At 71.3% G+C, this 19,425-nt stretch carries 22 protein-coding genes; all 22 read right to left on the bottom strand.

Annotated features, from left to right (window positions below; all coding sequences use genetic code 11):
• Positions 1-8 precede the first annotated feature (8 nt).
• Positions 9-347 (bottom strand): hypothetical protein, encoded by a 339-nt coding sequence (locus tag ACERUJ_RS02680; protein WP_370246894.1) that lies wholly within the window; start codon positions 345-347, stop codon positions 9-11.
• A complete protein-coding gene (locus tag ACERUJ_RS02685) occupies positions 347-898 on the bottom strand; it encodes a hypothetical protein (RefSeq protein WP_370246895.1) in 552 nt (183 codons plus the stop codon). Before ACERUJ_RS02685 ends, ACERUJ_RS02680 begins: the two co-directional genes overlap by 1 nt.
• Before the next feature lie 17 nt (positions 899-915).
• Positions 916-2,286 (bottom strand): hypothetical protein, encoded by a 1,371-nt coding sequence (locus tag ACERUJ_RS02690; protein WP_370246896.1) that lies wholly within the window; start codon positions 2,284-2,286, stop codon positions 916-918.
• Positions 2,287-2,289: 3 nt separating this feature from the next.
• Complete coding sequence (locus ACERUJ_RS02695) at positions 2,290-2,673, bottom strand: hypothetical protein (RefSeq protein WP_370246897.1); 384 nt, start codon at positions 2,671-2,673, stop codon at positions 2,290-2,292.
• 37 nt (positions 2,674-2,710) lie between these two features.
• Positions 2,711-3,871, bottom strand: a complete 1,161-nt coding sequence (locus ACERUJ_RS02700; protein WP_370246898.1) for a hypothetical protein — start codon at positions 3,869-3,871, stop codon at positions 2,711-2,713.
• Between the two features lie 25 nt (positions 3,872-3,896).
• Positions 3,897-5,444 carry a hypothetical protein gene (locus ACERUJ_RS02705; protein ID WP_370246899.1) on the bottom strand — a complete coding sequence of 516 codons (1,548 nt, stop codon included), beginning with the start codon at positions 5,442-5,444 and terminating at the stop codon, positions 3,897-3,899.
• 9 nt (positions 5,445-5,453) lie between these two features.
• The gene (locus tag ACERUJ_RS02710; RefSeq protein ID WP_370246900.1) at positions 5,454-8,936 is read right to left on the bottom strand and encodes a hypothetical protein; all 3,483 of its coding nucleotides are present in this window, start codon (positions 8,934-8,936) and stop codon (positions 5,454-5,456) included.
• A gap of 14 nt (positions 8,937-8,950) precedes the next feature.
• The gene (locus tag ACERUJ_RS02715) at positions 8,951-9,391 is read right to left on the bottom strand and encodes a hypothetical protein (protein ID WP_370246901.1); all 441 of its coding nucleotides are present in this window, start codon (positions 9,389-9,391) and stop codon (positions 8,951-8,953) included.
• A gap of 14 nt (positions 9,392-9,405) precedes the next feature.
• The gene (locus tag ACERUJ_RS02720) at positions 9,406-9,948 is read right to left on the bottom strand and encodes a hypothetical protein (RefSeq protein WP_370246902.1); all 543 of its coding nucleotides are present in this window, start codon (positions 9,946-9,948) and stop codon (positions 9,406-9,408) included.
• Positions 9,949-10,069: 121 nt separating this feature from the next.
• Positions 10,070-10,603: a hypothetical protein gene (locus ACERUJ_RS02725; protein ID WP_370246903.1), complete on the bottom strand. Its 534-nt coding sequence runs from the start codon at positions 10,601-10,603 to the stop codon at positions 10,070-10,072.
• Between the two features lie 3 nt (positions 10,604-10,606).
• A complete protein-coding gene (locus ACERUJ_RS02730) occupies positions 10,607-10,906 on the bottom strand; it encodes a hypothetical protein (protein WP_370246904.1) in 300 nt (99 codons plus the stop codon).
• 47 nt (positions 10,907-10,953) lie between these two features.
• Positions 10,954-11,388 (bottom strand): hypothetical protein, encoded by a 435-nt coding sequence (locus tag ACERUJ_RS02735; RefSeq protein WP_370246905.1) that lies wholly within the window; start codon positions 11,386-11,388, stop codon positions 10,954-10,956.
• Positions 11,385-11,759 carry a hypothetical protein gene (locus ACERUJ_RS02740; protein ID WP_370246906.1) on the bottom strand — a complete coding sequence of 125 codons (375 nt, stop codon included), beginning with the start codon at positions 11,757-11,759 and terminating at the stop codon, positions 11,385-11,387. The genes ACERUJ_RS02735 and ACERUJ_RS02740 overlap by 4 nt, the downstream gene beginning before the upstream one ends.
• A complete protein-coding gene (locus ACERUJ_RS02745; RefSeq protein WP_370246907.1) occupies positions 11,756-12,184 on the bottom strand; it encodes a DUF6093 family protein in 429 nt (142 codons plus the stop codon). Before ACERUJ_RS02745 ends, ACERUJ_RS02740 begins: the two co-directional genes overlap by 4 nt.
• Positions 12,181-12,591 (bottom strand): Gp19/Gp15/Gp42 family protein, encoded by a 411-nt coding sequence (locus tag ACERUJ_RS02750; protein ID WP_370246908.1) that lies wholly within the window; start codon positions 12,589-12,591, stop codon positions 12,181-12,183. Before ACERUJ_RS02750 ends, ACERUJ_RS02745 begins: the two co-directional genes overlap by 4 nt.
• Before the next feature lie 27 nt (positions 12,592-12,618).
• Complete coding sequence (locus ACERUJ_RS02755; protein WP_370246909.1) at positions 12,619-12,942, bottom strand: hypothetical protein; 324 nt, start codon at positions 12,940-12,942, stop codon at positions 12,619-12,621.
• Complete coding sequence (locus tag ACERUJ_RS02760; RefSeq protein ID WP_370246910.1) at positions 12,942-13,961, bottom strand: major capsid protein; 1,020 nt, start codon at positions 13,959-13,961, stop codon at positions 12,942-12,944. Before ACERUJ_RS02760 ends, ACERUJ_RS02755 begins: the two co-directional genes overlap by 1 nt.
• A 21-nt stretch (positions 13,962-13,982) precedes the next feature.
• Positions 13,983-14,705 carry a hypothetical protein gene (locus ACERUJ_RS02765; protein ID WP_370246911.1) on the bottom strand — a complete coding sequence of 241 codons (723 nt, stop codon included), beginning with the start codon at positions 14,703-14,705 and terminating at the stop codon, positions 13,983-13,985.
• Positions 14,706-14,755: 50 nt separating this feature from the next.
• Positions 14,756-15,697 carry a hypothetical protein gene (locus tag ACERUJ_RS02770; protein ID WP_370246912.1) on the bottom strand — a complete coding sequence of 314 codons (942 nt, stop codon included), beginning with the start codon at positions 15,695-15,697 and terminating at the stop codon, positions 14,756-14,758.
• Positions 15,690-17,126, bottom strand: a complete 1,437-nt coding sequence (locus tag ACERUJ_RS02775; RefSeq protein ID WP_370246913.1) for a phage portal protein — start codon at positions 17,124-17,126, stop codon at positions 15,690-15,692. The genes ACERUJ_RS02770 and ACERUJ_RS02775 overlap by 8 nt, the downstream gene beginning before the upstream one ends.
• Positions 17,127-17,140: 14 nt before the next feature.
• Positions 17,141-18,943, bottom strand: coding sequence for a hypothetical protein (locus ACERUJ_RS02780; RefSeq protein WP_370246914.1), 1,803 nt, complete (start codon positions 18,941-18,943; stop codon positions 17,141-17,143).
• Complete coding sequence (locus tag ACERUJ_RS02785; RefSeq protein WP_370246915.1) at positions 18,933-19,382, bottom strand: hypothetical protein; 450 nt, start codon at positions 19,380-19,382, stop codon at positions 18,933-18,935. The genes ACERUJ_RS02780 and ACERUJ_RS02785 overlap by 11 nt, the downstream gene beginning before the upstream one ends.
• Positions 19,383-19,425 lie beyond the last annotated feature (43 nt).

Here is a 19,425-nt window from a genome sequence, read left to right on the forward strand (position 1 = left end):
CCGTCCTCCTAGTTCGCGATGTGCTGGATGAGGGTCACGGCGACCGCGACGACCGCGCAGATGGCGGCGACGATCGCGGGCCACGGGATCCGGGACGCAGCGGCGGCCTGCGCCGCCTGCGCGGTCTGCCGCTCCTGGGCGGCCTTCATCTCGGCGAACCCGGTCGTGACCAGGCCCGCGAGCTTGTCGACCGACTCCTTCGACGCGGCGACGTGCTGGTCGAACTCGCGGCGGGTGACGTACTGCTGGGCCTGCTCGTCGACCTTGCGGCGTACCTCGGTGACTTGGGACTCGATCCTGCCGACGGTGCGGGCGACCTCGCCCAGGGTCATGTCGTCTGCCGTCATCAGCTCGCCTTCGCGAGCCGGTAGCCCAGGAGGTTCACATCCGGGGAGTAGGTGTCGCCTGCGTCCGCGCCGAGACGGTCGATGCAGAGCCCGGGACTGAACGACTTCCACCAGCCCACAACCCCGGAGGACAGGGTGAGCGCGACCTGGGCGACCTGAGCGGCGTTCGTGACCACGGTGTGGGTGGCCGTCACCGTGCCCGACGTCCCTCCACCGGTGTCGGGGAAGTACCCCGGCGTCGCCTGAAACACCACGTCCCCGCTGAATCCCGAGGCGTTGGCGATGAAGAACAGGGTGAGCGTCGCGGTCGTCCAGGATGACGGCAGCTGAGGGGGCGACACGCTGACCCCGGACGTAGCGGATCCCGACAGGCCGAACGCGAGCGTCCCGTTGATCCGGCGCACCGCGGGCGTCCCGGCGGAGGGGTACGCGCCTGCCATGCCGAATCGGTAACTGTCCGGCTGTGCGGCAGGCAGGGCTAGGACCGCTGCTCGGGTCGCGGACGCCGTGTCGGCGACGAACCGGGCGATCAGGGCATCGGAGGTGATCATGTTCGTCTGTCTCCTTCTCAGGCCGCAACGACGTCGGGGATGGCCTGGAACACCGCGGTCGCGAGCATCTGGTGCCCCCGCTGGTTGAGGTGCAGGTCGCTGCTGCCGAGCAGGAACAGCGAGGTGTTCCCCGCGAGGACCTGGGGGGCGTTGACGTAGCCCGACCCCGAGATCAGCCCGGCGACCCCATCGACGTACGTCCGTCCGGCGCCGAGCACCGCGGAGCGTACGGACGCGGTCTGGGTCGGGTAGCCGCCGAGCAGCGTCGGGATGACGACGATCTTCTGCAGGCTGCTGAGGGAGCCGAGGACCGAGGACACTGTGCTCCCGATGTTGCTGTTCCCGTCGTTCTGGGAGCCGTAGATCAGGAGCAGGTTGGGGTTGATGCTGTTGATGAGGGTGGTGCGGGTCGAGTAGTTGTTCGGGCTTCCGCCGTCGCTTCCGACCGTCCAGCCGGTGCCGCCGATCCCGAACAGCACGTAGTCCGCTGACGGGTCGATCATCCGCATCAGCAGCGGCGCGAAGCTGTCGACCGAGGACACGCCGGTCGCGCCGTTGACCCACGAGTCGCCGATGACGGCGATCGTGTTCGTGCGGGCGCCGGGCTTCACGATGGTGTTGCTGGCGGGCACGCGGATCTCGGAGAGCCCGTGGCCGCCACCGGCGAAGATCCGGATGCGGCGCCGTGCTCCGCCGGGGCCGGGGGTGTTGAAGGTCAGGTCGATGCGACCGCTGCCGGCCGTGCTCGTCGCCTGCGCCATCCCCTGGGGAGTCACCAGCGCACCGTTGACTTCGACCAGGAACACGTCCTGGGCGAGGTGGAAGGTCCAGATCTCGATCGACTGCGCCGAGGTCTCGAACTCGTAGATCACCGGCCACCGGGCCGCCTGGGCGCCCCCACCGGGCTTGATGTTCCCGTACAGCGCGAGGTCGCCCGAGCCGCCGTTCGCGGTGCTGAAGAAGGTGGCGACACCGGGGGCTCCCCCGTAGCGGATGTTCGTGTCCGATGCTCCGTTCCAGGACGACGTGCTGGATCCGATCCCGACGATCGCGGGCTTGTAGACCACCGGCGAAGCGCCGAGTGAGGTCCCGGAGGACGCGGAGACACTGATGACCGGGGTGTCGAACGACGCCGGGGGCTGGAGCGCACGCGCAGCCCACAGCCGGCGCCAGTTGAACCGGGCGTCGAGCGCGGCCCTGGTGAGGCTGGCGGGGTCGTTGACGTAGCCGGCGGTGGCGGTGTCGTTGGCGACGCCGTTGACGCCGGGGAGCCCTTGCGGCCCGATCGGTCCGACCGGACCCTCAGGGCCCTCGGGCCCCTGGTCGCCCTTCGGGCCGGTCACGTACTGGCGAAGGCTCGCGCGCCCGCCGTTGAGGTTCAGCTCCATCGGTCAGACCCCCGTGGCGTTGTGGATGGTGAGGAACGAGTTGTCGGGGCCCCAGATCTGCGCCGAGACCGTGCCCTTCGTGAGCACCAGCCCCCAGGCGCAGCGCCGGCCACCGCGCACACCCGCGGCCAGGCCGACGGTGTCGGCGGCCTCCTTGGTGAGCTCGACCTGGCCGGTGGTGAGGTTCACCGGGATGGTCGTGACGAGAGTCGACCGCTCCCACACCTGACACAGCGCCGTGCATCCGGTGAAGTCGATCGGCAGACCGTCGCCGTCGAGCACCTCGAGGCGAGCCAGCCACTGGCGTCCCTCCGTCGCCATGCTCCGGACACCGTCGTAGGCCACGGCGGGCTGCCCGTTCAGGACCAGGTCGTCGAATCCGGGCATGAGGCAACCTCCGGTCAGCGCGGCACAGCGGCAGGGGTCAGAACGACAGCGCCGCGAACGACTCGCGGCGGATGGGGGTGAGCTGCTCGGCGAGGCTGCGGTCGCGCCCACCGAGCGGGGTGATGGTCAGCGACTGCCCCGCCTCGGCCGACCAGTCGTAGACCGCGCGCCCGATCACGACCGTGTCAGCGGCCGTGCCGGCGATCGTGGCGCGCTGGCTGGCGCGGAGCCCGTCGATCTTCACCAGGTCCCCGGCCGTGATCGAGGCGAGGTTGCGCACCGGGGTGCCGTTGCGGGTCGTGATGCCTGACCCGGGGGTGAGACGGATCGAGCCGTCGAAGACGGGGACAGCCTTGTCCAGCTCCAGCAGCGCGTCGGCGCGGGCCTGCGCCTGCGGTGCGGTCAGGGTGCCGAGGCCGCGGAGGTCGACGGTCGCTGCGCGCCCGTCGAGCACCGCGGCGAGGGTCGGGTCGGTGGCGGTCACGATCGCGACGCCGCCGGAGCTGGTGTAGCGGGCGCGGACGGTGGTGACGACGCGGGTGTCGGTGGCGGCGACCAGGTCGTCGGGGGCGGTCACGCGCCACCGGACCGTGGTCGGGTCGGCGCCGATGATCAGGGACCGGCCGAGCACCTTCCACCGCTTCCCGACCAGCATCAGGTGCGCGGTCAGAATCTCGGCCAGGGTCGGGTTCCCGGCGGGCGCGCCGACGGACACCGATCCGGTCGGGAGGGTGCCGCCGCCGATCTGGGTGATGGGCAGCCCCTGCGTGACGGCGTACTCCCACGCAGCGAACGTTGTGCTGAGGTTGCCGCCTACCAGCTGGGTCGTGGCCGCCAGCGCCCCGGAGGTGGCGAAGAGGGCCGGGAAGTCGTCGAGCTTGCGGCCGTAGCCCTTGAGGTGGAACGCGAGCCTCCCGCCGCCGAGGGGCTGGGCTTCGGACAGCAGGCCGACGAACCCGTTGACGCCGCCGACCGTGACGACAGCGTGGTCGCCCGGACGCGCCCGGCGGGGGAACCAGCGGCCTGCCGCGCGGACCACGACCCGCGCCGTGTCCCATCCGCCGAACCCGGGGCCGTAGCGCGACACGGTGCGCAGCGACTCGATCTCCCCGAAGTCGGAGACCCGGATCGGTCGTGATGCCGCTGCGGCCGCGTCACGGACCGACGTGAGGCCACGCGGGGTGATCGTCAGCTGCATGACGCCTCCCGGCGGTCGAGGTCGCTCAGATCCCAGCGTGGTGGCGCCAGCGCGGGTAGTAGGTCACGGTGCACGGCACCGGGTAGCCGCCCGAGGTGACGACGGCGAACCCTGACCAGGTCGGGTGCAGGTGGTGCGGTTCGTGGGCCTCGAAGGTCCCGCCGCTGGTCAACCCAGAGGGGAAGTCCAGTGAGGGCGAGAGCACCTTTACCTCGGCGGGGTCGAAGACGCCGGTCATGCTGACCGCGGCGCGGTCGTCTTCGGGGTAGCCGAAGAACGGGCCGGTCGGGTGTCCGGGGCGGTACTCGGGCCACACGCCGTCGGGGTTCAGCACGGGAGGCTGCCCGGAGGTCACCCAGATCGCGCCGACCGTGCGGCCGGGCGCGAGGTAGGTGTCCACCCCGTCGTAGGTCAGGACCTCACCGTCGGGGTCGGTGACGGTCTTGATGCCGAACCCGACCTCGGCGGCGCCCTGGTCGCGGAGCGCGGCGCGCGGGTTGGGCGCGGTGTAGAGCACGATGTTGGTGGTGGCGATCCCGTTGCCGGCGTCGAACTCGACGAGCAGTCCGGTGCGGGCGCTGCCCTCGATCGGGATGACGTCGATCCCGAGGGGGACGATCACGCCGCCGCCTGCCTCGCGGAGGTCCTGGGCGCAGGGGTTGGGGTAGTTCGACCAGAGGAGTCGGTCGATTCCCTGCCCCACGGCAGGTGTCCCGCCGGGGTCGGTGAACTCGATCCGGACGGTCTGCTCGGTGCCGTGCCAGGCGCTGACGTCGAAGACCGCCTGCTCGGTGAAGAGCTCGATCCAGTCGTTCTGCACCCAGGTCCGCTCGGGCGCGAGGAGCTCGCCACCGATCCACACCCGCGGCGTGGGTTGCGCGCCGACGGAGTACCGCTTCACGACGTGCAGGAAGAACCCGTCGACCAGCACGGGGGCGGTGGTCTCGATGGTGACCAGCCGGGATGTCCCGGTGCCGGCGCGCAGCCCGATGCTGTCGCCGTAGGCGTAGTTCGTCAGCAGACGGGCGCCGGAGGGGGTGATCTGGTTCCAGCCGGCCTGGGCGAGGGACAGCATGCGGGTCGGGCCCGTCCAGGTGAAGGTGATCGGGTCCTCGGACCGAGCGAAGGGCAGCACCTCGAGGGTGATCCGGAACAGCCGGACGCAGCGGACGTCAGCGAGGTCCTCGACGAGGAAGTCCGACCAGGAGCGCACGATCTCGAACACCGACCGCGGCCCGACCGGCCCACCCCAGGTGAAGGTGTTGACCCGGTCGAGCTCCTCCATCAGCCGAGCCTCGCCGGCGGCGAGGTTAGCGTGGTCGGTGGCGGTGATCTCGACCCAGATCTGCATGACCTTGTTGCCGTAGCGGCTGGTCGAGGTGACCTCCCCGTCGCCGAGCAGGGAGGCCACCTCGTCCGCGATGGGCCGGGCGTCACCGAAGGAGGTGTCGCCGCGGGAGGACTCGAGGAGGTGGATGCTGTAGTACCCGTTCGAGTGGCCCCACAGGTCCAGGTCGTCGCCGAGCACGGCGGTGTAGACGCTGGCCCCGTCGAACGCTCGTCCACGTCCCATGGAGTCCACCTACCTTCGTCCCCTGGGGGCGTCCGCGACGCCCCGCAACTCGTTGGCCGTCGCCCGCTGCTCGCGGGCGATCTTGTCGGCCGCCTTGTCCGCCCGGTCACCGGACCGCTTGACCTCGCGCTCGATGTCGCGCAGGGCCCGGTTCGACTCGGCGAGCAGCCGGTTCGCTGCTTGGAGCTCGGCGACCTGCTGGGCGATGCGGGCGTCGTACACCTGCCCGCCGGCGAACTGCCCGGCCTGCTGTGCGATCCGCTCGCGCTCGTTGAACAGGTCGACGTACTCCCCGACCCCGGCCCGGCCCTCGGCGATGAGTCCCTCGAGCTCGTCGGCCGTGGCGTTCGAGGCCGCGTCAGCGAGGGCGCGGCCGCGCAGGCCGAGCCCGCGGAGCCGGCGCAGCGCCTTGAGGAAACGGCGTGCGTCGTCGAGGGAGGATCGGATCGCGCCACCAGCGGTGGACCGGTCGACGTTGTCCTCGAACTCCCGGGTGAACGACGTCAGCGCCCCCGAGGAGTAGCCGGCCAGGGCCCGCAGGTCCTCGGTGGTCGCCTCACGGCCGAGCTCGCTGAGCAGCCGCAGCGGCATGCCCCGTGAGGCGAGCTGGCTGAGCAGCTTGGACCGCTCGCGGACCTCGGCCTTGGCCATTCCGGCGCCCGTGGAGGCGCGGGTCCCGATGTCGGGGATCAGGGACCCCGTGCTGAGCGTGCCGAACACCGACCCGGTCAGGCCACCAGCGACTGCCGACGCCAAGGACGCCTTCTGCGATCGGATGCTCTGCAGCTGGGCCCGCTGCTCGTCTCGGGCACGCCTCAGCGCCTCGTTCCGCGCCCGGGTCTCCTTGGCGAGCAGGTCGGTGGACGCCCGGAGCGCGTTAGCGAACAGCTCCACGGTGGCGACGGGGTCAGATCCGCCGCGGCCGGTGGTGCCGCCGTTCGCGAGCCTGCCCACGGTTCCGCCGTCGGCCAGCCGGCCGGCGTTGATGGCCTTGAGCAGGGACCGGTAGCGGTCGGCCTGCCCACGACGGTTGGAGATGACCTCCTCGCCGTCGGCCAGCAGGTACAGGTGCCGGTCGGCGTAGGGCTTGCCCGTCTTCGGGACGGTGCCGCCATCAGCCGACTCTGCCGCGTCGACCTGGCGAGGAGTCGCGGTTCCGATCCGGCGGGTCACGATCGTGGCCGTCGCGGTGCGGCCGTCGATCGCGTTGAGGGTGCGCTGCACCAGGCCGAGGAGACCCGAGGCTCGGTCCTGCACCTCCACCGTGGGCTCGGCCCGGGTGCCGGCGATGGCATCCAGGTCGGCCATCAGGTCGCGGTTCTTCTTGTCGGCACGGGAGGTGTCGACGTCGACCTCGGGCTTCACCTTGACGGTCTTCACCAGCCCGAGCTGCCGCAGCAGGTTGTTGATCGCGCCCTGCGGCAGTCCCGCGGCCTCGGCGGTGCGCCGGAAGTCGGAGACCAGGCCGTCCAGGAACCGACCGCGCTGCACCCCGGTCAGGCCCTCAGCGGCCTGCAGGCCACCGCGGGCGATGTCGAGGAGGGAGTCGTACACCTTGCGGCCGTCGGCGCTGAGACGGTCGTAGTTGGTCGTCCCGATCTGGCCGAACTCCTTGATGGAGTCCCGGGCCGCGGCGATCGCGTCCTTGTAGTTCAGCAGCGCCTGCTGCCGGTCGAGGAACCCCAGGGCCGCCTTGGAAGCGTCGGTGAAGTCGTCCCAGGCGTTGGTGGCGAGCACGAGCTCGCCGTAGAGCTGGGTGAAGGACGAGGCCAGTCCGTCGACAGTGGGGTCAGTCGCCGCGGCCTCCCGGCGCAGGCTCCGGATCCCTGCTTCGAGCGCGTCGTACTGCTTGTCGAGCTGCTCGGCCTCACCGATGTCCCCTGAAAGGAACGAGATCCCGCGCCGCAGTCCGCCCATGAAGCCGTCGGCCTCAGCCAGGTCACGCAGGTTCCCGGCGATCTCCTCCCGAGCTGCCTTGATGTCAGCAAGGGACGAGTCCAGGGTGAGCGACTTCCCCCTCTCGAGGGACGCGGCGAGGTCGTCGTTGGCCTTGGCGAGGTCCATGGTCGCGCCGATCGCGGTCCCGATCGCGGCGCCCCACGGCCCGGCGATGGACCCGATCATGGCTCCCATCGCGGTGTTCGCGGCGCCGATGCTGTCGGCCAGCCCGGTCGACAGCGCAGCGAAGCCCGCGATGCCCGCGCCGACGGAGAGCCGCTGCGCGGTGGAGGCGTTCGAGATCCGGGCCGCGGCGCCCGCCACCATGGCCTGGGGCCCCATCGTGGCCCCACGAGCCGCCGCGGCGCCCTGCGGGCCGACCACGGCGACCGCACGCCGCTGCAGCGCAGCCTGGGCGGCCGTGAGCCGCGACAGGGTGCGCATCGCGATGATCGCGGCCAGGATCGGGGTGGCCATGTCGGAGGACGCGATCACACCGACGGCGTCCGACAGGGCCGTGAGGATGGGGAGCACGACGTCCCCGACCGGCTGCGCGGCCCGGACGACGGCGACGAACAGGTCCCCGAGGGACCCGACGAACTCCGCGACCTTGGGACCCTGCTCGGCGGCGTAGGCCAGGAACGCCTCGACGTCGGCGCGGCCCTCAGCCGAGGACGCCCAATCGTCGAAGGAGGTCGCGACGGACTCCACCCACGCCAGGAACGAGTCCGAGCCCGCCTCGGACGACATCAGCAGCTCGGCGAGGCCGTGGGTCAGCGCACCGGTGGAGGTCGCGAGGGTCGTCATCGCGTCCGGGACCTCGGCCCCGAGGAAGTCGATGAACTGCGCCCACCGCGGGCCGGCGAGGGACTCCGCGCCGTCGGCGACGATCGCGCCGCCGGTCTCCCCGATGGTCTGCAGCAGGTCCGCGATCCGCGGAGCCATGGACTCCACCGAACCCAGGGCCTGGGTCAGCCCGGGGAACCAGCCGGCCGCGGCCGCGTCCCGGATCTCCTTGAAGACCGGGCGGGCCTGCTGGAACTCCGCGACGAAGGTCCGGGCGGCCGGGGTGAGGTCGTTGAACGCCTGCTCGGCCTTCGCGAGGTTCGCCGACGTCGGGTCGAGCGCGGCCTCGTTGACCGCCTTGATGGCGTCCCCGACGCCCTGGAACGCGACCAGCATCGACCCGCCGGCCAGAGCAGCGGACGCCGCGGCCATCGCGAGCCCCGACACCGCCGGGGTCAGCTGCGAGGCGATCGGGATCGCGGCCGGGCCGAGCGCGAGCGCGGCGTCGACCGCCAGCCCGAGGCGCCCGGTGAGCTGATTGATGGACTGCGACTGCCGCTGCGCCGCGGTGGTGTTCTGGTTCATGACCCGCGTCAGCGTCGCGACGCGCTGCTGGGTCTGCTGGGACACCGACAGGTTCGACCGCATCATGCCGCCGAGACCGTTGAGCTCGCGGCGCAGCGCAGCAACCGAGATCGCGGCCGCGGTCATCTCCCCGACGAAGTTGCCGTGGACGTCGAGCTGCACGGACTCGCGGCGCACGCCCATCGTTCAGCCTCCGCTCACCGGGGTCCCCGGGGTTTCCGGGGTGGTCTCACCACCCCGGCCGGGGCGGTGAGGAAGTCGTCGTCAGGGTTGAGGTCGAACGGGGTGGCGAAGATCGTGACCCCGTCGTCGGCGTGGAACGGCGTCTTGGCGGTCTGCTCCTCCGACCAGTTCTGGAACCGGCCGTCGTGCCACTGCGCGCCGGTGCCCTCGCCGTGGATGTCGGCGTAGCGGCGCCGTGCGGCCTTCTCCTGCATCGTCTTGTGGCACACCCGCCGCTGCGGATACCAGACCTGCTCGGGGTCCTCGCACAGCTCGCGGGGCATCCCGCACTCGGGGCAGTCCCCGCGGCGCCGCTCGAGCTCCCACAGCAGCAGCCCGCGGTGCCGGTTCGACAGGGTCTCCACCACGGCCAGGTGGAGCCCGAACTCCCGCACCAGGTCGAGGTCATCGCGCACGTCCTGACGGACGGTCAGGTGCGCGACGCTTTTGGGCCCGCGAGCCCCCGGTGCCCCTCGTTCACCGACAGCGCCGCAGCGAACAGCGTCTCCCGGTCACCGAACTGGAACTCCGAGAGCCACTCGACGAGCGCCTCGCGGGATCGGAAGTCCGGCTCCACGATCGTGCGCTCCCCGGTCTCGCCGTCGAAGTAGGTCAGCAGCAGGTCGGTCAGCTTGCGCTCGTTGAACGGCTGCCCGGCCTCCTTGTCTGCCTCGGTCGGCGGGCACTGCGCGAGGAGGTCCTGGTAGGCGGACGCCTTGAGGGCCTGCACGGTCACGCTGAGCACCGCACGGGCGGTCACCTCGGCGTGCACGGCGTCGAACTCCGCCTGGGCCTCGATGATCGTCGGGTCCTCCAGGTCGGCGCCGCCGGCGCGCCGCTCACGCAGCGCCGCCTTGGCCTTCACGACCTCGAGCTTGTGCGCGGCCTCCTCGATCAGCTCGAGGTCGTCGGCGGTGAAGAAGTGGCGGGTGGCGCGGCTGCGCGGGATGGTGGGCGGCTTCTCGGTGCTCATGGCTGGTTCCTTCGGTCGACAGTTCGACAGGGGCGACAGGGCTCACGCAGAGGGGCGTGAGCACCGGCTGGCGCTGGCTGTCGAACCCAGCGCCAGCCGGTGGCTGGTGACCCCGGAGGGATCAGGCGAGGATCTGGACGCGCTCGATGGAGTCGCGCTCGTCGACCACGTAGAAGTTCTGCATGATCACGGCCTGCTGGCCCTGGTCGGTGGACGACGGCATCTCCCACTGCTCGCCGAGCTCGATCTCGAGCACGCGGACCCACTGGTCGGCGGCCAGCGCGACCTCGGTCGGGAGACCGATGCGCTGAACGTCGAACCCACGGCCCGGGGAGAGCAGCTTGTACGCCTTGTTCGCGGCGTCGTCGATGTCGCCCTGGGGGTCGTAGGCGTAGCGCAGCGTGCCGCCCTGGTACTTCACGGTGCCGCGGCCCTGGGTCTGGTTCCGGCGGCCCCAGCGGCGGGCGTACTCGAAGGTCGACTCCTCCATGGTGGGGAGCGCGGAGTCCTCGAGGATGCAGTTGCTGTAGTCCAGCGCGGTGAGCGCGGTCAGCTCGGCGAGGGTGGGCTCGGTGACGTCGGCGATCGTGCGCACCAGGATGCGGTTGATCGCGGCGTAGGTGTCGACCGGGGGCGGGGTGATGGGTGCGGCCATGGGTCAGCTCTCCTTCGTGGGCTCGGCCTTCTGGCCGCTCTTGGGGTTGGGCTCGACAGGGGCCGGCACCTTGGTGGCGTCGGAGACGGTGGGCGAGGTCGCGGCCGGGGCGGTGGCCGCCTTGGGCGGGTCGGCGGGGGCCGTGAAGGGCTCCTGCGGCAGCGGCCGGCCGTAGACGTCGACCGCCGGGACGTCCTCGAGCAGCGTGTGCAGCTGCGGGTCGAAGGCGCGCTTGGGCAGGGAGTAGGCGCGCGAGGGCACGACGTCGTCGGTGACCCGCACGTACTCGATGGGCTTGGGCATGGGTGGTCCTCCAGAGGACAGAGACGGGGTGGGCGGCCGCTCGGTGGTCAGCCGCGGGCGAGGGTCACGGTGAAGGCGCGGGAGGCGAAGATGAACGACTGGTCGTCCTCGTCCACGGTCGGGTCCTGCTGCTGCCCCTCGAACCGTGCGGGCGTGGTGTACCGGCCGTCCGGGAGGGCGGCGCGCTTGCTCTCCACGGCCACGGACGCGCGGTGCAGCAGCACCACGCAGGCGTCGTGGGAGCGCCCCACGGACCGCACGATCAGGTCGTACTGGTCGATGCCGGTGGTCACGCCACCGAAGGTGAACGCGCCCTCGCCGACGGTGCGGTCCACGGTCACCATGACGTAGTCGGCGCCCTCCTGGGGCGCGTCGTCCCACGCGTAGACGGTCGGCTTCGGGGTGCGGACCATCGTGTTCAGCTCGGCCTGGATCAGCGCGAGGTAGGCGTCCTGGATCAGGGCCTCGGGTGGCGCGGTCACCAGAACACCCGCCCGATCAGCTTGTCGATGTCGTCCCAGAACTTCGGGCCGACCTTGTCCGCGGACTTCGACAGGCTCTTGTGCGGCTTGGTCTGTCGGCCGCGGCCCCACTCGAAGTCCATGCCGCCCTGCTTGAACGAGGCGTCTGGGCCGTACACCCAGGTCATCAGCCCGTCGTGCTCGACGGTGAACGACTCAGGGTAGTGGCGGCCGGGCTGCCCGGCCTTCTTCTTCGCGTCGGCCTTGGCGAGGCGGTTGCCCTGCTCGGCGCGCTTCTTCCCGGCGCGCTCGGCGCCCTTCGCGATCTTCCCGGGGATCCGCTCGAGGTCGCGTTGGAGGCGGTCGAGGTCGTGGGACACGGTGAGCCTCACGTCAACCTCACCACCGTCAGCCGTCGGGCCGTCATGAACGACTTCGCGGGCGCCTCGACCACGAGCCACCGGGACCCGACCAGCTCGGCCGGGGTCGTCGGCCCGGCCGCGGTCAGGACGTACTCCCAGCCGGTGCCCCTGGGGCCCGCGGCCGGGGCTGGGGAGTCGACCGGGATGTGGATCGAGGCGTCGACCACCCGCCGCTCGATGTCCCCGACCCGCACACCGCGGCCCTGGGGGTCGCTGTCGCGGGACGCGCCGCCGAGCTTGCCGATGGTCAGTCCCTCGTCGACGCCGGTGCCGACCGCGGGGGTGGGCATGCCGTCGGAGTCCTTCGTGCGCGTGCCGGGCGAGTACGCCCGGAACTGGTCGAGCATCAGCGCCTCGGCGCGCCGGCGGCCGGCGCGGACCGTGGAGGTGCTCACGTGGTCTCCCACTGCGCGGCCCAGCCGGCGAGCGGGTCGACCATGTAGGCCCGACCGTGCTCGCTGGTGCCGGGCAGCAGGTCCTCGAGCTCGTCGTCGCGGAACTCCAGGCGCCCGTCGGCGGCGCCGTCGCCGCGCTCGAGGGTGGCGTCGTCGATCTGCTCGCGCACGAGCCCGTCGGGGTTCTTCAGCACCCTGAGGACGGCGGTGGCGAGCACCCGGACGGCGTCGGCCTCGAGGTCATCGTCGGCTGCGATCTGCGCCTCGATGTCGACACCGAGGCGCGTCATGCGCCGCTTGAGCATGATCCACGCGTCGCCGAGCAGCGTGCTTCCGACGGTGAGCTCGTCCGAGGCCAGAGGGCGCCACCGTGCCGCCAGGTCATCGGTCGTGGCCGGGTTGGGCATGGTGACGCCCTCCTTTCTCAGGTCGTGCTACTTCGCAGCCCGCGAGCGGGTGCCGCGGGGCTTGGTCGTACCGCTGTCGTCGGTGCCGTCGCCGGTGCCGTCGCCCGTGCCGTCGCCCGTGCCGTCGCCGGTGCCGTCGCCGGTGTCGTCGCCGGTCTTGGCCTTCGCCGCGTCCTTGCCGCTGGCGCGCGGCGCGCGGCGACCGACCTCAGCCACGTCGTAGCCGTGGCGGCGGAAGTAGGCGATCAGGGTCGGCTGGTCCTTGACCGTGGCCTCCCCCTCAGCGAACTGCACGCCACCGACCACGCCCGAGAAGCCCTCGACCGGGGCGGTGATCTTGAAGCTCGCCATCACTGCACCTTCACGTTGCGCAGGACGGCGGCACCCGTGGACCGCTTGAGCACCATGCTCACCGGGCCCATCTCGACCTCGCCGGGCTTCACGGCGCCCGCCGTGGTGAAGTCGGGCAGCCAGGTGCGCAGCAGCGGGGACCCCGCCACGGACACGCCGTGGAAGGAGTCCATGCCGAACTTCACCGCGTAGAGGTCGGTGAGGCCGGTGATGTTGCCGCCGGCGCCCGCGCCGTCCGGGTCGCGGGTCTCGATCGGGACCACGTCGGTCTCGGTCGTGGAGGCGTTGGCGACCTTCGTGCCGGCGTCCATCAGCACAGCGTTGCCGTACCGCTCGATCACCCGGCCGAGGGCGTCCTCCTCGCGCGTGTAGTAGCCGGCGCGGCGGGCCAGGGACCGGACGCGGGTGATCGACTTGCGGTTGCCGATGATCGCGTCGGCGCCGCCCACGACCAGGGCGAGGAACTCGTCGAGCACGTCGAGAGCCCCGTGGGCCTTGTCCTGGCTGTCGATGGTGGACGAGGTCCAGTTCACGTAGGCCGTCGAGCCGCCGGGGACCATCTCGGTGGTGGAGCCGGTCAGCGCCTTGTCGAGTCCGTCGAAGCCGTTGGCGTTGACCCCGGTGTCGCCGTTGACGACCTCGTCGATGAACCCGGTCACGGTGCCCTTGATCAGCTCGTCGAGCTGGAAGTTCACCTCGTTGGTGGCCGCGGGGCCGAGGTTCGCCAGGACGCGGTCGACCTCGAAGGAGCCGCCGAGCGGCTTGAGGTCGGTGCTCTGGCGGGTGCGGGTGGCCTGGCTCTTGGTGTACTCCGAGTTGATCGCGCGGAACGCGGCCTGGCGGGCGTTCACGAGCCGCGTGTACCCGTAGGTGAGGGTGGCGCCCCCACCGGCGGGGTTGACGCAGTCGTCGAACATGATCTGGTCCAGCAGCCACGAGTTGCGGCGGTACTGGTCGATGACGAAGAAGTCGACGTCGTCCTGGCAGTTGACCTGGGCCTGGGCGAGAGAGACGGGCATGATGTGCCCCTTCCTGCGCGGCTAGCGCGCGTTGAGACGCTCCTGGATGGCCTGCTGGAGGTTCGCGGCGCGCGGCCGGGTGGCCGAGCTCGCGCCCTGCGCCGGGTTCGGTGCAGGGGTCCTCGTCGCAGGTGCGGCCTTGAGCCGCGGGTTGGCCTCGATGGCCTCGGCGATCGCGGTCTGCACAGCAGCCGTGTCGGCGGGGTCGAGGTTGGCCACCTTCGCCAGGAAGGAAGCACTGTCCAGCAGGGCGGCCGGGTCGGCGCCTGCGGTTCCAGCGTTGCGGTACACGGCGAGCTCGACTCGCGCCTGGTTGGCCTCGCGCTGGGTGGTGGTGAGCTGCTCGGTCAGGGCAGCGGGATCGACCGGGGTGTCATCGGCGACGAGGCCGAGGGCCTTGCCGATGGTCTGAGCCAGGTCCGTGCGCGCCTGCTCGGCGGCCTGGTTCTTGGCGTTGGTGCGCGCGGCGCCGTTCTCGCGGCGCAGCCGCTCGATCTCGGCCTTCGCGGCGACCGGGTCGTCCCACGGGTTGTCCGCCGACGGCGGAGTCGTGGGCGCGGCCGGGGCGGCCGGGGGCGGGGTCGTCGCAGCTGCGGACGACTCGGTCCCAGGCGGCTCCGTGCTGGGTCCGGTGCTGGTGCTGGGGTCCGCCTCCATGGTCCACCCGGCGAACCGGGCGTGGTTGCGGGCCATCGTGCCGGCCAGCCAGGCGGCGTCGGCCGGGTTGAGGATGTTGCGCTTCATCGAGCCCTCCTGGGGCGGTTGGTGTGCCCCCGACGTCGAGCCGGGGAAGATCAGGCGGCGCGGCCCATCGCGGCGTTCAGGCCGGCCAGCAGGTCCGAGATCGCAGCGGCCTGCGCCTCGGCCATCGCGGGCGAGACCACAAACGGGTTCGGTGCCGTCGGCGGGGGCGCGTCCTCGCCGCGGCGCTGGGCGTTCAGGGCCCGGCGGAACGCGTTCAGCGACCCCGTCTGGTCGTAGAGGTCACGGGCAGCGAGCACCCACGGCTCGGGCTGCTGCACCACGGAGAAGATCGGCTCCACCGCGCAGTGGCAGTGATCGTGGAACCGGTTGATCTCGTCCTTGTCGTTGGGCGGGACCTGCCCGGCGGACGCCCGGGACTTGTAGACCCCCCAATGCTCGAGCCCGCCTCCGACGCCGCGAAGGTTGCGGCTGCCCGGCCGGGCGACGTCGCGGGCGAACCCGGCGCGCTGCGTGGTCCGGGTCGCGAGGATCAGGCACCAGGCGCACGCGTCGGGGCGCGGAACGCGCCGGTAGCCGAGCGCCATCTCGTCGCCCTCGACAGCGAGCATCGTGATCTCGCGCATGCTGTCGGCCGCGACCTTGTCAGAGGCGGCCTGGACCCGATTGAGGATCCGGGCGCTGATCTGGTCGGCCTCGGCCTTGGCGTCGATGAGGTCCTGCGCACCACGTTCAGCCCACGCGATCCCGGCGCCGATCTTCGACTCCGGCACCGCGACGAGGCGCGGCTGCTGCAGCACCGTCGTCACCCCGGCCTGCGAGCGTGCGGCGCGGTAGTTGTCCAGCGTGATGACCTGCCCGGCCTGCGCCCACTGCACCGTCAGTGCCCGCGCCGCCGCACGGAACGACGCCAGCGCCTCATCGAGTGGCCGCGCCGACACCGACTCCCACGCCGCCCCGAGAGCTTGGGTGAGAGCCGCGGTGATCGCGAGCTGCGCGACGAACTGGCTCTGGGTCGCGGCGTTCTCAGACACCCGAGGCGCTGCCACTGGCGGCCCCCTGGTTCGGCAGCATCCCCGCGGCCAGTGCCTGGGCGAGGTTGCGGGCGTCGTCGGCAGCGCGGTCCTGCTGCAGCCGCACACGGTCGATCGCGGAGTACCCGAGCCGCTTCAGCACGACGTCGGAGGTCGCAGGCACCACACCGGCGGCGACCTGCTTGCTGATGGCGTCCGACCACAGGGCCGGGGCCTCCATCTCCACCGGCGCCCAATCGGCGGTGAGCCGGCGGTACTCCTCCGGCAGCTCGCCGTCGTTGTCGAACCGCACCAGCATCCGCGCGACCTCGGTGAGCGGGCGGGTGAAGTCCCGCTGGATCCGCTTCGAGCGACGGTTGCGGCGGTCCTCGGCGATGAGCCCGGCCTCAGCCGACGCCGGGTTGCCCTGGTTGTAGAGCCCCAGGTCCTCGGGCGTGGCGGCCACGATCCCCGCAGCCTGGGAGGCGTACCAGTCCAGGACCTTGGTGAAGACGCTCGGGTCGTAGGCGTTGAACTGGTGGATCTCGGGCAGGTCGCCGTTCTCGTCCCGCTCCAGCGCGAGGACCTTGGTGATGTAGGTCTCCAGCGCCGAAGCATCGGAACCGTCGGCACGCTTGAACGAGTTCTCATCCGCGCCCAGGATCGCCTTGCCGGGCGCGGAGTAGATCTCGCGGGCCACCCCGAGACCCAGCAGCGTCCGGCAGGCGTCGTCGATGATCGACTTCAGGGCCGTGGTGATCTGGGAGCGCCCTTCGGGGTTCCGAGTCCGCGGCTGGTTCGCCATCCGCACGAGTGGCACGAACCCGAAGTCGTGCTCGTCGCGGCCGATGACGGTCCAGGCGCCCCCAGCCTCCTGGCCGAGCAGGACGGTCTGGTTCGGCACGAGCAGCGCGGCACGGCGCCGCTCCTCGCCGGGCTCGGTGTACTCCATCTTCGCGGCGCTCGGGGTGCCCCAGCGCAGGTCCCACATGACCTGCACGTTCAGAGGCGATTCGGCGGTCAGCACCGGCCGGCCGCCGGGCTCCCGCGACGAGCCGCCCATCCAGTACGCGGGCCCCATCGACAGTGCGTCGGTGAACGCCATCGACTCCTGAGCGAAGTAGCCGGCGTCCTCCATCAGCTCCATCAGGTAGGCGTCGCCGTCGGTTCCGTCGGCGCGGCGGAAGCAGTCCACTGCCAGCCGCTCGACGTAGGGGTCGACAGCAGACGCCCCCCAGCCCACGACGGTGCGCAGGTGCTGCTCGAGCTCGGCCGGGACCGCGAGGCGCAGGTTCTTGATGATCTGCTCGCCGCGGTAGTAGCAGTCGTCGAGCGCCATGACGCGCGACGTGCGCCGGTACTCGGCGCTGAGCCGCTGCAGCAGCCGCTGCTCGTCGTCGCTCAGCCCAACGCGGCGCAGCGTGGGAATGGTGCTCGTGCTGAACAACATGCCCACGCACCTCCTCAGTCTCGAACGATCACCCGGCCCTTGCCGGGGGTGCCCGACTTGGGCGACAACGTGATGCGGCGCTGCAGCATGCGGGCACCGACGAAGCAGACGGCCAGGTCGATCTTCCGCAGGCTCGAGCGGGACTCCTTGCCGATCACCGTCCCGAACCGCCCCTCGCGCATGCGGGCGTTCTTCAGGTGCCGGCGCAGCACACCCGAGTCACGGAACGGTGCCTCCCCGTTCTTCAGGTCCTCCGCGACCTGATCGACGGCCGGCTGGTGCATCTTCTGCGCCGCCGTCGTCGACATGTCGAAGGCGACCGCGTGCTCGGTCGGCCCGCTCTTCACGGGCCAGAACTCCTTGCGGAGCCGACGGTGGTACCGCCTGTGCCAGTCATCAACGAGTGGCCACCAGAACCGGTCATCCTCAGCGGCGCTGTCGTCCTTCGCGTGCGATGGGTCGAAGTAGAACGCCACGACCGTGTAGGTGTCGAACGCCAACGTCACGGCGGCGTCGAGCTCGCCGCGGTTGACCAGGATCAGCTCGCCCTTGGGGTCCTTCCCCGGGTGCTGGTGGTGCAGGACCTGGGCGAGCCCGTCGCTGATGCGGATCCCAATCAGCCCGGTGTCGTCACCGCTCTTGGAGCCGTCACCGAACAGCGCGATGCGGTCGCCGGGCTGCAGCTCCTCATCGGTCCGCCGGTTGCGCGGGTCGTCGACCCAGGCCGGCTGGGCCCACGCGTCCTCGGTGCCCGACACCTGGTTGAACCACTTCCGCCGCGACTCGCTCGGCGGGTTCTCGGGGTTCATGCAGGACTGCATGATGCGGCCCTTCGGGCGCACGTCGAGCCACGTCGCGTCACCGGCCACAGCCCGGACCACCGACGGGATGGCCTCCCGCGTCAGCGGCGCCTCCGGCGGCGCCTCGAGGGAGTCCCACAGCTTGCCGTAGCCCTCCTGGTCGGCGTTCTCGCCCTGGGTCGATTCCCACGCCTCCCGCTGCCGCTCCGCGACCGAGTCGCGGCCAGGTCGCCAGGCGTTGAAGATGTCGAGGATCCGAGCAGGGGTGGACGCCTCGGCCTTCGCCGCGTTGCCCTCCATCGCGCCGACCATGTCGTGCCCGCCGTTGGTCGGCAGCCAGTTCTGGATCTCGGCGCGGATGATCTGGTGCGGCCGGCCACCCTCGATCGCTTCCGGGTTCGCCGTGACGCCCTCGATCTGCCGACGATCGCCGTCGGACCACACCGAGAACTTCCCGATCTGGATCCCGTACCGGCGGCGGGTCGCCGCGGGGATCAGGCTCGGGAAGATCTTGAAGGTGTTCTTGGTCTGGTCCTGCGCGACCGCCGCGATCTGCGTCCACGCCTCGGGGTCGTCGCGCCCGATGGGCCGGTCGCCGACCCAGCGGTCGAACATCACCGGCGCGTGGAGCGACCCCGCTGCGATGCCGGCGGCCGTCGGGTCCTTCCCCCAGCCCTTCAGCCGTTGGAGCGCGGCCGACGAGTAGATGAAGTCCGCGTCGGAGTCGATCGCGTAGTACCAGAGTAGGAACCGCGTCTGCTCCGCGGTCCACCACCAGGGCTTGCCGCCCTTGCCGGTGAGCCAGCGCGTCGTCCAGGACAGGAACCCCCAGCCGAGCGAGGCATCGGGGAGCAGCCACCCGTCGTCGTACTGCCACGTCGGGCCGATCTTGATCGGCTCCCACTGCAGGTCCGTCGGTGGTGTCGTCCGCTCAAGGAGATCGCGGTACTCCTGCTCGATCGCCGCGTAGTCGGCGTCGAAGTTCTGGATGAAGGCCGGCCCACTCCTACGAGCCATGCTTCCAACGGGCGGCCGCGGCCGCGCGCGCAGGGTTGGCGCCGGTCTCGCCTTCGGCCTCTTCGCCGAGGTCGGGCAGCTTCAACTGCGCGAGCAGCTTCGCCAACTGCGCCTGCTGAGCACGGCGCTCGCCGATCAGCGGGTGCACGACGTCCTGCCCGGTCGAGCCGGTCGTCAGGTACGGCTGCCCGAGCTCGGTCCAGGTCTTGTCGATTCCGGCGATGGTGTCGGTCGTCTGGCACGCGGCCTCGAGGATCCGCAGCTCGTCGACGCGCAGGGTGTAGTCCTTCACCACGCGCTCCCAGAGCCGCGTGCCCGCCTCAGCGAGCACCTCAGGGGCCTTGGCGGGCTTCTTCTTGGGCATGACGGCGCCCTCCTGGGGCATCGACGTGGCGCCGCTCCAGGCGGCCGAAAAAACGAGAATCGCCAGCGCACGCATGCGCGACGGCTACCGCGGTCTGTGGGGTCCGACCCCCCGGGGG

It is taken from the genome of Nocardioides sp. (genome assembly GCF_964228225.1).
Taxonomy (GTDB): Bacteria; Actinomycetota; Actinomycetes; order Propionibacteriales; family Nocardioidaceae; genus Nocardioides.